This window comes from Paenibacillus polymyxa (assembly GCF_015710975.1).
GTDB classification, from domain to species: Bacteria; Bacillota; Bacilli; order Paenibacillales; family Paenibacillaceae; genus Paenibacillus; species Paenibacillus polymyxa.
In genome coordinates, this window is record NZ_CP049783.1 from 1,387,705 (window position 1) to 1,402,282 (window position 14,578).

Annotated in this window: 9 protein-coding genes; 3 read left to right on the forward strand and 6 right to left on the reverse strand. The window is 45.2% G+C overall.

What is annotated here, in order from left to right; all coding sequences use genetic code 11:
• Nucleotides 1-104: 104 nt before the first annotated feature.
• The 3 genes from G7035_RS06355 to G7035_RS06365 form a co-directional block, all read right to left on the reverse strand.
• Nucleotides 105-3,614, reverse strand: coding sequence for an S-layer homology domain-containing protein (locus G7035_RS06355; protein WP_172494046.1), 3,510 nt, complete (start codon nucleotides 3,612-3,614; stop codon nucleotides 105-107).
• Between the two features lie 478 nt (nucleotides 3,615-4,092).
• Nucleotides 4,093-4,758: a methionine ABC transporter permease gene (locus tag G7035_RS06360; RefSeq protein WP_017427204.1), complete on the reverse strand. Its 666-nt coding sequence runs from the start codon at nucleotides 4,756-4,758 to the stop codon at nucleotides 4,093-4,095.
• Complete coding sequence (locus G7035_RS06365; protein ID WP_016818826.1) at nucleotides 4,755-5,777, reverse strand: methionine ABC transporter ATP-binding protein; 1,023 nt, start codon at nucleotides 5,775-5,777, stop codon at nucleotides 4,755-4,757. Before G7035_RS06365 ends, G7035_RS06360 begins: the two co-directional genes overlap by 4 nt.
• Before the next feature lie 268 nt (nucleotides 5,778-6,045).
• On the opposite strand from G7035_RS06365, the gene pdaA reads away from it, so the two are divergent.
• Together pdaA and G7035_RS06375 are read left to right on the forward strand one after the other, a co-directional pair.
• The gene (gene pdaA, locus G7035_RS06370) at nucleotides 6,046-6,843 is read left to right on the forward strand and encodes a delta-lactam-biosynthetic de-N-acetylase (RefSeq protein WP_019685940.1); all 798 of its coding nucleotides are present in this window, start codon (nucleotides 6,046-6,048) and stop codon (nucleotides 6,841-6,843) included.
• A gap of 162 nt (nucleotides 6,844-7,005) precedes the next feature.
• On the forward strand, nucleotides 7,006-7,773 hold the full coding sequence (locus G7035_RS06375) for an HAD-IIB family hydrolase (protein ID WP_019685939.1): 768 nt from the start codon (nucleotides 7,006-7,008) through the stop codon (nucleotides 7,771-7,773).
• A gap of 72 nt (nucleotides 7,774-7,845) precedes the next feature.
• Here the strand turns inward: G7035_RS06375 and G7035_RS06380 are convergent, their stop codons facing one another.
• On the reverse strand, nucleotides 7,846-9,546 hold the full coding sequence (locus tag G7035_RS06380) for a glycoside hydrolase family 13 protein (RefSeq protein WP_019685938.1): 1,701 nt from the start codon (nucleotides 9,544-9,546) through the stop codon (nucleotides 7,846-7,848).
• Nucleotides 9,547-9,817: 271 nt separating this feature from the next.
• Between G7035_RS06380 and G7035_RS06385 the strand changes: the two genes are divergently transcribed.
• Nucleotides 9,818-10,909 carry a hypothetical protein gene (locus G7035_RS06385; protein WP_019685937.1) on the forward strand — a complete coding sequence of 364 codons (1,092 nt, stop codon included), beginning with the start codon at nucleotides 9,818-9,820 and terminating at the stop codon, nucleotides 10,907-10,909.
• Between the two features lie 150 nt (nucleotides 10,910-11,059).
• On the opposite strand, the gene G7035_RS06390 is transcribed toward G7035_RS06385, so the two are convergent.
• Together G7035_RS06390 and G7035_RS06395 are read right to left on the reverse strand one after the other, a co-directional pair.
• A complete protein-coding gene (locus tag G7035_RS06390; protein ID WP_019685936.1) occupies nucleotides 11,060-12,121 on the reverse strand; it encodes an EAL domain-containing protein in 1,062 nt (353 codons plus the stop codon).
• A gap of 274 nt (nucleotides 12,122-12,395) precedes the next feature.
• Nucleotides 12,396-14,498, reverse strand: coding sequence for a bifunctional 2',3'-cyclic-nucleotide 2'-phosphodiesterase/3'-nucleotidase (locus G7035_RS06395; RefSeq protein WP_019685935.1), 2,103 nt, complete (start codon nucleotides 14,496-14,498; stop codon nucleotides 12,396-12,398).
• Nucleotides 14,499-14,578: the final 80 nt, after the last annotated feature.

Genomic DNA, 14,578 nt, shown 5'->3' on the forward strand with positions numbered 1-14,578 from the left:
CTACATTAGAAGCGTTGTCCATACAAAAAGGGACGCCCGCCGCAGATAAAATCTGTGCGGAATCGTCCCCTTCTATACATCCTTGTAGTTCCTAACTTTTCCTATTAAGGAATCAAACCGTCATCATTGCCACCGCCAGGAATCGACCCTGAACCGTCGCCGCTGCCTGTTCCGCTGCTATCGCTTGGCGATGTTGCTCCACCATTGCTGTCGTCGCTGCTTGTTCCGCTGCTATCGCTTGGCGGTGTTGCTCCACCGCTACTGTCGTCGCTTCCTGTTCCGCCGTTATCGCTTGGTGGTGTTGCTCCATCGCTGCTCTCGCCGCTTCCTGTTCCGCCGTTATCGCTTGGTGGTGTTGCTCCATCGCTGTTCTCGCCGCTTCCTGTTCCGCTGCTATCGCTTGGTGGTGTTGCTCCACCGCTGCTGTCGCCGCTTCCTGTTCCGCTATTATCGCTTGGTGGTGTTGCTCCACCGCTGCTGTCGCCGCTTCCTGTTCCGTTGCTATCGCTTGGCGGCGTTGCTCCACCACTGCTTTGTTGCTGGCTGTCTATAAAATCTTTATACTCCTGAATCGCATCTTCCAGATTCATATAATTTTTCTTAACTTCCGGCATAGGATAATACGGGTCCAGACGATTGAATGCATCCACTACTCTGTGAAAGTAGACCGTCGTAGGATCTGTACCATTTACTGTAAGCAGATTGTTCGCAATGTTCTTAATCTCATTGACATCAAGATCAGTTACGATCCATTTGGATTGGTAGTTCGCAAACGCTGTAATCAAATCTGTGTTAGCCTGGTCTACCTGCAGTTGTGTGCTATCTGGATTATTAAGCACAAGGCTTGCCAGATTAATTTGCCCTTGAAGTTCTTCGTTATCTTGCTCGATATAATGACGGCCGAACATCAAAACTTCATTATTAGCCAAATTGATATTGTAATTCAACAACATAGTATCCACCGCTATAGGTGCAGCATACTGGCTCTGTACCCGTTGCAGTTCCTCGTATACGGGAACAACGTCTTGCAATTCAAAGCTGGACAACCCCAAGAAGATGGAGGCATGCTCTGAAGCAGAAGACAAGGATTGCTGAGCTTCAGCGCTTAACGCTCCTGAATTTTGCGCCAAAATTCCATTGATCGCTGTCTGCATTTCGATGACTTCGTTTCTCAATTGTAGCCTTTTCTCGTTATATTTTTCAATATAGGTCCCTTTAGCCTGACTTAATTGATTATAAGAGATCACCAATTGTTCCTCAGGAGTAAACGGCATAATGAGTGCAAAGTGGGCTTGTACTGTTTGTTGATCTAAAAGCGTCATTTCCGTATTCAAGTAATTACGAGCCACAGGATCAGACAGCAGTTTGAGTTGAATATCTTGAACCAACTGCTGCAGTTTTTCCCGTGTTGTAGCAGACACTGGCGCAGTGAATACCGTAAGCCTTTGACTCAGCTCCATGTTCAAGTTCAATACATCCAGCTGCGTCATAGCGGTGTGCATCTTCTCTGTATATTCCTGAATGAGGTTGTCTAGTTCAGTATTTTGAGAACCACTCTGATCGTAGATAACCTGCGCTTCTTGTAAAGTATTTTTAAGCACTGAGAAGTCCGCTGCTTGCAGTGCTAGGAATGATTCTGTGGCACCTTCTATTTTTTGTGTCCATTCCTCCAACTGCTCAGTTGTAGATAATGGATTCAGATATACTTTTGATCCTTCCCTCACTATGGACTTGTAACGCGCTTTGTCCGTTTTCAAATTCTCCACACGATCCGTTACATCGAGAAAATGCAGATAGGCATCTCTGAGTTTTACTGATGCTTTGTATACCTTGATTACTCGACCCAAGCTTTCTACTTCCCGATCCACAATGTTCTGAGGCGCATTCCCTTCCAACACATTGTTGCCAAATCGAATCGCTTGACTTAGTGAGTCATCCCAGTGAGGCGGAAATTCGTCACCAATCATTCGGTTTTGTTCAAGGGTAGTCGAAGCTAACTGAATCAGTCTAGTTAATTCCTGTGTTCCAATCACCGGTTCTGTGGCTGAGGCTGTGTACACAGAAACGTCCTGTTTCAATGTGCTGAGCGCTTGATCTACTTCTACTTGTGTAGCTGCTGTATTGTTTAGTACCAGCATAGCTTGATGGATGGCTATGGACAGGTTTTCCTTCGCTCCGGCTGGGTAAAGTGCTTGATCCGTTCCACCCTCGCCTGCACGCTCCAGCAGTTCTTTGGCTGCATGGACTTCTGTCTCCAGCCGACTGCGGTCTACGCTGATAATGTCACTGTTGTGTTTTTTCTTATCTTTGCTGTCTGTATCCGTGACAACCGCTCCAGTAGAGGACGATTTCGTCGTACCATTCACGAGACTAACAGCTTCTTTCATCGCATTATAGTTGATAATAACATCCTGTGGCTGTTTTTGTTCCGGCAGGTTAAGCTGGCTGATTGCTGCTCCCTTAGCCAACGTAATAAAAGGAACGCCCACATATTGAGATGCATCCAGCAAACCAATACTACCGTTAACCAACAGCTTGCCAAGTCCCTGTTGCAATGAAACACGACTAATCGCGGCATTACCTTCGGTCACGATCGATGCATCATTTTTCAGCGTCAAGTTGTCAATCTTTGTCGTCCCGGTTGCTGTCAATTGTGCATCTTGAGAGCCAAGCTCAACACCAGACCATGTCGTATTTTCCAAAATGGCTGATACCGGCTGGGTACCTGAGCCTTTGATTTCTAATACGCCTGTGGAGGACATGTTTTTCAAGGTTACCGAACCATTGACGATTAGGCGTCCATCAAAAGACACACCCTTACCGTCAAATACGCCACCGTCTGCGTTAATTTCCAGCTTATTTACACCTGTGAGTGTACGCAAATTACGGTTAAGATCGATTTTTGCCCCTTTTAATACCGCTTTATTATTTTCACCGAACAAACCTTGCAAAGATCCTTCCAGCTGGTAAGGGATATTTCCGATTCGAACCGTATTGCCCTCTGATTTCACTTCCCCTACTGGATGATCCAACAGGCTAACAAATACTTCCGCACCACTCTCCCGGTTCAACGGATTTTTCAAATCTGTTGCAGAAGCATCCTCTGATAATAGACCATAATTGCGAGCTACCTGAACTGCATTTTGCTGTGCGTCCGCATTACCTGCATCCTGCAAGTCCATTGCGCGTACTAGCGATACGATCAGTTCTTCCTTGGTAATGGCATCCCCCGGACGGAACAGTTCTCCGTTGCCTGTCATATACCCGGCTGCACGTACAGCCTCAATATAGGGAGCACCCCATGCATCCGAGGATACGTCCATAAAAGAAGTTTGCGGCTGATTGTTAACTTCCAACTGGAACAGACTGCACAAAATCTTAGCCGCTTCGGCGCGGGTCAAATTCTTTTGTGCCATAAAATCGCCCTGATTACCACCTGTCATCAAACCCAAAGTGCGAGCTTGTGCTACAAATCCAGTTTCACTTTGCGTATCTGCTGTCGCTGCATAAGCAGTCTGGGCGCCACCCATCCAAGGCAGAGATACAATGGAGCCTGAAGCAATCCCCAGCACCATTGCAGATGCAATCCATTTATTTCGATTTACAAGTTTCAATATTTTCACTCCTAGACGCTATTTATTGGCATATATCCTGTTATATCAAAGGCTTTAGTCATGTTTAGTTCTACGATTTATGCAACCAAGGAACTATGCTAAAAGAATTATATGAAATCCCACTGAACCGATTCTGAACAATTAGACCTATACAACGTGTTTCATAGAATATTGCTTGACTTGGAGCTAACTACACATGGCCTAATCTGCTTGTATTCATTTAATTTATTGCTGCGAATGGTTATTTAGACAGAACTAGCGAGGATGGGTGAGGCGGTAGAAAATGACTATGACCGTTCTAATATAAGAAATGACAAGAACGCCCTATCCATTGATATAGGGCGTTCTTGATCAGAAATGAGGAGGTGAAATCTAAATATTTGCAATTTGCTCATAGTGAGCGAGGATGCTCTTGGATAATGGAATAATGCTAAAACCTAACATGCCAACTACATATGTTGAATATCCGTTTTGTTCATTAACCCCTGCGTGCTTTGCGAGAGAGCAGGTTGCCCAAGGATTGAACCCCTTGTACAAACACGACTAGAATGACGACGGTTATGAGCATAACTAACGTATCAAAACGTTGATAGCCATACGCTATCGCCAGATCGCCAATGCCGCCGCCGCCGACCGCACCAGCCATAGCCGTTGCACCAATCAGTCCAATGGCGGCTGTCGTTAACGACAAAATCAGAGAACTGAATGCCTCGGGCAGCAAAAAGTATCGAATGACCTGAAACGGAGTCGCCCCCATCGCATCTGCTGCCTCCAATATTCCCGGATTGACCTCCAACAACGAATTTTCGACCAGCCTGCCGATATAGGGTGCTATATAAATAATTAAGGGGACAATTGCCGCACTGGTCCCAATGGATGTATGCACAATCAGACGGGTTAACGGAATGATCGCGATTAGCAATATAATAAACGGTAAGGAACGAACAATGTTAATGATCGGATTTAAAATACTGTACAGCCATTTGTTCTCCAAAATTCCGCCTGAACGGGTGACGACGAGTAAAATACCGATAGGGATACCAATCAGAGCACCAATAAATAATGATATGCTGACCATAAGTATAGATTCATACAAAGCTTCCCACAGTTGATCCCAAGTTATCGTGGTTCCTGTAATCATCATAGACTTTCCACCTCCTGAATATGAACCCCTTTGCTCTTGATAAAATCAACAGCCTGCTGAACGGCATGCTGCTCACCGCGCAATTGAAGTGTCATATAGCCAATCGTCGTTTCTTGAATCTCCGTCATGTTGGCAAACAAAATGTTCACATGGATATCGTGCTTCCGAATCAATTCATGAACCACTGGGTCGGAAGCTGCCTGTCCGATAAATTCCAGCTTGTAGATGCGTTGCGACTCTTGCTGCTCGAACGTTTGCAGCACACTATCCGGCACTTGATCGTGAATAACTGTGCGTACAAAGCTTTGCGTCGTTGGATGCTTCGGCTGTCCGAATACCTCCAGCACGTTGCCCTGCTCAATGATTTCTCCCTTTTCCATGACGGCCACCTTATTGCAAATCCGCTGAATCACCGACATTTCATGGGTAATGATCAAGATGGTGATCTTGTATTCCTTGTTGATTTTGCGAAGCAAATCAAGAATAGACTGCGTGGTCTGCGGATCAAGTGCCGAGGTTGCCTCATCACAGAGCAAAATGGACGGGTTGCTCGCAAGCGCCCGCGCAATCCCGACACGCTGCTTTTGCCCGCCGGAAAGCTCGCTGGGATAGCTATTTGCCTTATCCGATAATCCTGTGAATGCCAGCAACTCTGTTACACGCCTCTCAATTTCCCGCTTGTTGCGCTTGAGCAACACCAATGGAATGGCAATGTTTTCGAATACTGTTTTCGATTCCAGCAGATTAAAATGCTGAAAAATCATTCCGATCTTTTTCCTTACTTTTCGCAGCCCGGAGGTCGAATAGGCATTTAAGCTCTCCCCTTCGACAAGAACCTCACCGGTCGTTACTTTCTCCAGACGATTGACCAAACGGATAAGCGTACTTTTCCCTGCACCACTAAATCCGATAAAACCAAAGATATCTCCTTTATCTACTGTGATATTTATATTCTTTAACGCTTGAATGCTTAAGCCTTTTCTTACATAGGTTTTGGATACATTCCTAAGTTCAATCATAGCTCCTAACTCCTTCCGCTCCATCAAGTATGTAAGATCTCTCTGAGTTGATTTCTTTCCTATGGCATGAATACTCGAATTAAATCCGAGTATTTTAGTAAGTTTTATAGAGTATACTACTTCGATTTTATATTGATGTCAATATGTGTTTTAAGTTTGGTGCAAGCATTTCTTTCTTTGCATAAATGAACATGATATTGCAGATGGTATGGAATATGCCGAAGTATACACATCTTACCCGAACCGGGGCGGAAGCGGAGGAACATAGATGAAGCGAATATTAACCTTGTGGCTATGCATTGCAATGATGGGAATGTCCACAGTTATGGGAGAATCGGCATCAGCTACCCAAGCTGTGGACGGACAACCGTATCATTTTGGGTTTAAAAAAAGCAAAGGAGGCGAGCTGCCCTCCATCGCACAAGAAGGCTTTATGCACCTGATTGAAAGACAAGGCGGCATCTTTTTGGGGGATACGACTAAGAAAGAATTATTTCTTACTTTCGACAACGGTTACGAAAATGGATATACTCCCAAGGTACTGGATGTATTGAAAGCAAAAAAGGTTCCGGCCGCCTTCTTTGTTACTGGGCATTTTGTAAAAGACCAACCAGATTTGATGCGCCGCATGGCGAGTGAAGGCCATATCATCGGAAACCATTCATGGAGCCATCCTGATATGAGCACCATTTCTTCGGCAGAGATTCGATCTGAGCTGGATCGGGTACGAACTGCATCTGCAGAGCTGACCGGGCAAAAGGAAATGAAATATGTCCGACCACCGCGCGGCATTTTTAATGAAAAAGCATTGGCATCCTGTCGAGAAGCCGGATATACGAGTGTGTTCTGGTCGGTAGCCTACAAGGACTGGGACACGAATATTCAGCAGGGGACGGACTATGCCTATCGTCAAGTTATGCAGCAGCTTCACCCTGGAGCGGTCATTTTGCTCCATTCTGTATCCAAGGATAATGCCGAGGCACTGGGCTCGATCATTGACGAGGCACGCAAGCAAGGATATGAGTTCAAAAGCCTAGATGATCTTAAAGTTAAGCACTATCATTAAAAATAGCATCTAACTTAATGACTCAATACCGTCATCAGCCCGATCCACATCTGCCCTAGCAGACTGTGTGAATCGGGCTGATTAGTTTACGAATAAGAAAGGTCATTGATATAATGACGTAAGAAACGATTTGGATAGCACTTTTTTGGAGGTACATATATTATGCACTTTGTATTTGATTTGGATGGGACGATCTGCTTTAAGGGGCAGTGTGTGTCGGATAAGATCGCAGGCTGTTTGGAACAATTGACTCAAGCGGGACATGAAGTCATTTTTGCCTCGGCACGACCAATCCGCGACATGCTGCCCGTACTTCCTGAACGCTTTCACAACTACACCCTGATTGGTGGTAACGGCTCAATGATCTCCCAAAAAGGCAGTGTAAAATACGTAGAGTCCTTTCTTCCGGAAGTAAAGAATGCTCTACTCACACTGCTAGAGGAGCACCAAGCCACCTACCTGATTGACAGTGAGTGGGATTATGCATATACAGGCGCAGTTGATCATCCCATACTCAACAATGTGGATGTTAGCAAGTTGGCGCAAAAGCTGCCTTTGGCGTCCCTGAAATCTATTGTAAAAATACTCATTTTAACTGCTGACGATATGGAAGGCTTGGCTGCTAAGCTTCTACCGCTGGGTGTGGTCATTCATCAACACCGCAATGAACAGGTACTGGACATTAGCCCACAGAATATCCATAAATGGAACGCGCTTCAGAAGCTAGGTGTGCAGCCTCGTCAATTTATCGCTTTTGGTAATGATGCGAATGATATTCCAATGTTCAAAGAGGCACACCATGCCGTCATGATTCACCATCATGCTGAACTGGCTGCCTACGCGACTGAATCTATTCCTAATGAGGGAGAAAATCAAGAAGAACGGATTATCGCCAAAATACGCGAATTGGCTGAAACAGTAACTGTGTAGTCCAACGCTAAGGAAGGGGAGGCTTCTCTATGAGCCTCCCCTTCTTTTTATCATCTTAAGGATAACGAACATTTATTTTAAGGTTAACTTATACACTCTAGCTTCATAAGGGCGCAGCTTCAAAGCGTGCAAATTTTCTCCTTTTACCGGTTCATAGTTGGAGAGAAGCAGCTCCGCCTTGGCGATAGGAAACTCCTCACCGTCGGGCCAGTGGAACACTGGATCACGGTCAAAAAAATTCAGAATGACTAGCAAACGCTCTTGTCCCAGCATGCGCGCAAATACATACAGTTCTGTATCAAGTGGCAACAACAGCTTGTATTCGCCATAGACTATGACCTCATGTTGTTTGCGCAGAGCAATCAACTTGCGATAATAGTGATAAATCGAGTTCGGATTATTTCTTTCCGCCTCTGCATTAATGTGCTTGTAGTTATCATTAATTTTCATCCACGGCTCTCCATCGGTAAATCCGGCTGCAGGTCCGGCATTCCACTGCATGGGAGTGCGTGCATTATCCCGACTTTTTCGCCAGATCGCGGCCATAATCTGCTCCTCCGGCTCACCGATCTTTCGTTGCTGCTCATAATAATTCAATGTTTCTACGTCCCGGTAATCATCAATCGAAGGGAAGGCAATATTCGTCATCCCAATCTCTTCACCCTGATAAATATAAGGCGTGCCCTCAAGCATATGTGTGAAGGTTGCCAGCATTTTGGCGGATTCCACACGGTACTGGCCATCATTCGCAAAACGCGAGAGAGCCCGCGGTTGATCGTGATTGTTCAGATAATTGGCATTCCATCCTTCCTGATGAAGCACCGTCTGCCAACTACTCATTATTTTTTTCAGTTCCACCAGCGTCCACGACTTGTACTTCCATTTTTCCGTTCCTAACCCTTGGGCATCAATAAACATGTGTTCAAACTGAAACACCATATTCAGCTCATGCCGCTGATCTCCCACATAATCCAGTGCCTGCTCTGGCCCTAAACCGGACGTTTCACCAACCGTCATTAAGGGATAACGCTCCAGTACCTTTTCGTTCAGCATCCGTAGAAGTACATGTACTTGTTCAAGGTTGGAAAAGAGCTGATAGGCACGCACCAAGGTTTGTTTGTCAGGATTATGCGCATCCGGCAGTCCTTCGGCTTTGACAATATGGGCAATGGCGTCAAAGCGGAAGCCATCGACTCCCTTTTTTAACCACCATTCCACCATACGATAGAGTTCACCCACCATCTCTTCATTTTCCCAGTTCAGATCCGGCTGATGCTCGGAATATAGATGCATGTAATATTCGTCTGTAAGCTTGTCATATTTCCATACAGAACCGGAGAAATACGATTCCCAGTTGTTCGGATATCCGCCATTTTTGCCTGTTCGCCATATGTAGTAGTCCCGCTTCGGATTATCCTTGGACGAGCGTGACTCCGTGAACCACGGGTGCTCATCCGACGTATGGTTTAATACCAAATCCATCATAATTTTGATACCTCGTTCATGCGCCTGATGAAGGAGTTCATCAAAATCCTCCATCGTTCCAAACTCATCCATAATGGCATAATAATCGCTAATATCATATCCGTTATCGTGATTGGGCGACTTATATATCGGGCAAATCCAGATCACATCAATACCCAGCTCAGACAGATAATCCAGCCGAGACAAAATGCCGCGCAGGTCCCCTTTTCCGTCTCCGTCAGAATCCTGAAAACTGATCGGGTATATCTGATAAACAACAGCTTCCTTCCACCATATTTTTTTAGGCATGTTTCCCTCCTGTATCTTCTCTGTACATCCAATAGCTTATGCTCTTAACATACACGCAATACCTGTATGCGAATCGTCGGTGCAGGGAAATGAGGGACTTGTAAGCTTGCTTAGGTACACAAGCAGAGCTGCTATAGCCTACGATATGTTTTTTTAATTTTTTTTTTGAAAAACAGGTTGTATACATGGACTTGGCGTTACCTATATTTATGAACTACCCATATACTTGAACCAAAAGCGGTGCCATTCTTGAATTTAGGGAGGAATTGATATGAACTTTCGGCCCAAGGAGCCAAAGGATTTAATTGTGGAGTCAGCTGTGATCCCGCCCAACATCCATGTGGATGTGGAGTCAGCCACTGAGGGGGGAACACGCCGCCTGATGCTTAGTGATAACCCGGAGACGCTTACCCACGTGACGGTACCTACCGAGCAAGCCACTTTGTGGCATGATGTGGTTCGCACCACCACCCGGACAGTCAAGCACCGGATTTTCGGCTGGCATTATAACAAAATCGACAGCCCTGTTAAACTGGGCATCACCATAGAGAATAAAAGCACGGCCCGCCTGGAAGTACGCCATATTGAACGTGCCCTGGAGATTGTACCTGAGGATGGCAACTGGATTATTGATGTTGGGCAGTCTATTGCCAAAAGCTGTTTGGCGGGTACGATGAAACGTCTGAAGCCAGTAGACCGTCACAAATTTGGCAGAGGCACCGCCTTGCTGGAGGAATTTGAGCTACCCGAAGGATCACTGGCCGGATTCGTCTATGACCTCACGGTAGAATATGCCGAAGGCCACGGTACGCTGGACTATGTGATTCGCACCGTAGTCAGCAAAGATACGCAGACTGATCTGCGCGAGATTCATGAGGATGCGCTCCCCCCTGTACCCCCGCCACAGGCGCATCCACGGGGCGTATGGTCCTTTTCTGAAACAAATGCGCGTATGCCGGAGTATGTAGTAGGGCAAAGCGCCAACTACCGAGCATGTGCCACTAAGAAGCTGAACGGCGAAACTCCTGCAGATCTTCTGTTTACAGGGGAACGCAGCGAGCTGGGGCCTGCGCTTGATAATCGCGGACAATTCGGAACAATATATAACGCAACCATTCCTATCGTTAATCACAGTAGTGAGGTACGTACCGTACGAATCTACGCTAATCCACGTGGAGGTGCATTCGCCGGGTCTGTACGCGTAGATGGTCATGTATACGGTATCCCCTTGCTACAAGATAATACCAAGGTATGCCGACTGACTGACATCCGCGTCCCGTCTGGCCAGTCGAGCTATTCTCTTAGCTTCATGGTTGCAGGTAGCGCGACTACTCCGCTGGGTTTATACGTGATCACACTATAATCGTAATAACATTAGATGGACACATGGGTCGCCTCAATAGTGCAAAGAATATAATTAAGATGTAGTTGTTCTAAAAAAATCAAATAACCCGGTGACCATAGATCATCGGGTTATTTGTGTCGATTTCTTTATAGAATACGCTATTTCAGATTACACTACTCTACTAAGTATAAAATTGGATGGTGGAGTAGGCTCCGGCTTACCAAACAAATAACCCTGAGCTAGCGACACACCTGCATCACGACAAAATTCAAAATCCTCCATTTGCTCTACACCTTCAGCCAACACCTGACCACCAAAACGAAAAGCGGATTCCACTATCCCAGTAATTTGGCGTTTTTGATCACTGTTACTGTGACAGCCATCAATTATACTGCGGTCAATTTTAACATAATCGGGCTGGAGGCAATTCATAAGCTCTGTCGTAGAATAACCTGCCCCTACATCGTCCAGTGCCACCGAAACTCCCCGTGTACGATATTGTTCAAAGATTTGATGCAAAAAATTCAGGTCGTCTATTTCTTCCGTCTCTACGACCTCAAACACAAAATCCTCCGTATTCATGGATAGCCGATCAATTGTCTCAAAGGTATGATTCAAGCAATAAGCCGGATTATAAATAGTTGAAGGGAGAAAATTAATAAATCGTTTAATTCCCGTCGGAAGGCATGTCGCACTTTTTTCAATGGCGGAAATACGAGCCGAGCGATCCAAATGAGCATGCAAGCCAGCTTCACGAGCAACTTCAAACAATCGGAAAGGCTGAAAAGACTTATCGGGCTGTGATGGACGCAGCAAAAACTCAAAGCCTATGATATTCAGCTTGTAGTCAACAATAGGTTGCATATGGCTGGTAAAGTTTTGATTCTTAATAATACTCACCAGATCCGGATGTTGCAGTCGAGCTTGCAATTGACTAAATAAAAGCCAGTCCTCAAATCCCTCAACATGTTGCAAACCAGTCACCACAACTTGCATTCGGTCCAAGCACTCCTGCGGCAGACGAGCCAGTCCGTTAACCAACTGTTCCAACTGTGAACGGCTGTCGTAGCGAAACACGATGTTATCCTCACACCAATGTTCTGGTTTCATTTGTTCCGATAGCATACCCAAGCCCTCTAATGCTGGAGTAAGCGACACCCTAGAATGCCTAATTTTCAGCAATCCTTGATCCTTAATAGGTAATATGATGCTGCAATTGCTGCAAGTCATAATGGTCCTCCTCGGAACAATTTCCCGGTTTTTTCACCATTATATCACAAACAATTAGAACAAAAGTACTATATAATTACGTGTTTTGACAAAAAATAAGCTTATTCCGAACAACAACTTAGGACTTAAGTACATATTCGACAAAAACAAAGCCTTTTTTACACTCATAATAAACACGGTACTATTGTATTGGGCATCAAAAAAAGCAGCAAATCTCTTGTTTAAAGAGACTTACTGCTTCATTCTGTTATGGAGTGGAGACTAAAATCCCAAGTTACTTGGACGCCTTTGGCTTCGTTGTTATAGCCGGTTTTGCAGCCGCAGGTTTAGTCGTTTTGACAGCTGGCTTCGCGGTTGCTTTCGCAGGTGCCGCAGCTTCCTTCACAGAGGTCGTTGCTGCACTAGGCTTAGCGCCAGCTTTCAAGCTGTATTTGGCAAACCCGTCTGCCGCGTTGCTCAAGTATGAAATTTGTTGATTTCCGGCCAGCACGTCTTTGGCATCAGGAGAGGACTCAAAAGTAACCTTGGCCTGACCAAAAGGAGCAATAGACCAGTTGCCGTCCGCTGACGGGTTAATCGTTCCGTTCGTACGGATATAATCAACAACGACTTGGCGACTTTCATCCGGTGCTGCCATCACAATTCGTTTGCCATCTGGGTTAGCCAGTTTGGAGGAGGAAGCACGATAGTTATTGGTCGCAACAATAAATTTCTGTGCAGGATCAATAGCCTTCCCATTGTATTGCAGATCCTTGATACGATGGGCTGAAGAATCAATAATAGTTCCCTTGGCATCATATCGTGCAGGCTGAGTTACATCAATCTGGTAATTCACACCGTCAATCACATCAAAATTGTAGGTTGGGAAATCTTTGTTGATCAGCGATTGTTCCTCAGTTTTGCTAGGATCAATGCGGTTGAACTGACCCGCAGACCACTCCAGCCACTCCTGAATTTCAGCACCAGTAACTTCTACAGCATGAACCGTGTTCGGGTACACATACAGATCGGACACGTTTTTAATCGCTATTGTACCTTCAGGAATGTTGGTATAATACTCGGCACCGTTGCGACCACCGGCTTTGAATGGAGCGCCTGCCGATAATACGGGGAGATTTTCGTATTCGGTTCCTTTAAGATGGTTTTGAACATACCATTTCTGTGCATTTGTCACAATTTGAATGGACGGGTCATCCTGCACTAATGCAAAATAGCTGGTAATCGGTGCAGTCGTTGTTCCGACAGGTTGACGGATATAATCCAGCGTTCCTTGATGCTCTCCTTTAATTGCATCAACCAGTTTAAAGTCAGGAATAAACTGCGCAGTCTGATTGGTGGTACTCACAACTGGACGTACTTGAGACTGAGAGTTGATTACATTCCACTCACGGTTTTTCTTTTCCAGGCTCAGATCAATAATGCCCAGATCCTTGCCCCACGATGAAGCTTCTACTGCTGGTACGCCATTAATAGTTCCTTTATCCAAATCTACACCCTTCATATCTTTAAAATCTGAGCTTGGGAAAGATTTATGAGCATGCCCAAACAGAATCGCGTTAATCCCGTCTACCTTGCTCAAATATTTAACGGCATTTTCCATCATTGGCGTTTGCGGCACATCCTCATAGCCTGTATGTGCAAGCACAACAATAATGTCAGCCCCTTCTGTTTTCATTTGCGGAATAAACTTTTTGGCTGTTTCCACAATATCCTTTGTAACGACCTTATCTTTCAAATTAGCTTCATCCCACTGCATAATTTGGGGGGTTACCAGACCGATGACACCCACTCTGAGTGTATGCTCTTCGCCCTTCTCATCCATTACTGTTTTATCAAGAATCTGATAAGGGGTAAAATAATTTTTAGTAGCTTCGCCCCCTTTATCAACATAAACGTTCGCATTTACGTAAGGAAAGTCAGCGCCCTTGAGCGATTTGTCCAAAAAGTCGAGACCATAGTTGAATTCGTGGTTTCCCACAGTAGCCGCATCATAGCCCATCAAATTCATCATCTTGTAGACTGGATGGACGCCGCCTTCTTTCTCAAAGGTTTTGTTGCGGGCCATATAATCGCCTAATGGGTTGCCCTGCAGCAAATCACCGTTATCGAACAGCATACTGTTTCTTGTTTCACTACGTGCTTTCTGGATCAAACTAGCTGTACTAACCAAGCCATATTCGTTGGTTTCTTTGTCTGAATAGTAATCATAATTCATCAGTGCTCCATGAATATCCGTTGTTTCCATGATCCGCAAATTCACCGTAGCGCTATCGCGAGAGTCGCTAGCTGCCCAGGATGGAGCGGCTGAAAACACCAGTAGGCTACAAGCTACAACTGCTGCTGTAAACCCTTTAAACCAATTTTTACGAAATAACAAAATATATCCCTCCTCATTAAGGTGTATGCCTCATATACATACTTTTGCACATATATGTAAGCTTTGAACCCACCATTCCT

Bases quoted from the DNA above. Each gene is read 5' to 3' on its own strand.
- G7035_RS06360 (WP_017427204.1), bottom strand. From the start codon at position 4,758: ATGATGATTACAGGAACCACGATAACTTGGGATCAACTGTGGGAAGCT.
- G7035_RS06365 (WP_016818826.1), bottom strand. From the start codon at position 5,777: ATGATTGAACTTAGGAATGTATCCAAAACCTATGTAAGAAAAGGCTTA.
- pdaA (WP_019685940.1), top strand. From the start codon at position 6,046: ATGAAGCGAATATTAACCTTGTGGCTATGCATTGCAATGATGGGAATG.
- G7035_RS06375 (WP_019685939.1), top strand. From the start codon at position 7,006: ATGCACTTTGTATTTGATTTGGATGGGACGATCTGCTTTAAGGGGCAG.
- G7035_RS06380 (WP_019685938.1), bottom strand. From the start codon at position 9,546: ATGCCTAAAAAAATATGGTGGAAGGAAGCTGTTGTTTATCAGATATAC.
- G7035_RS06385 (WP_019685937.1), top strand. From the start codon at position 9,818: ATGAACTTTCGGCCCAAGGAGCCAAAGGATTTAATTGTGGAGTCAGCT.
- G7035_RS06390 (WP_019685936.1), bottom strand. From the start codon at position 12,121: ATGACTTGCAGCAATTGCAGCATCATATTACCTATTAAGGATCAAGGA.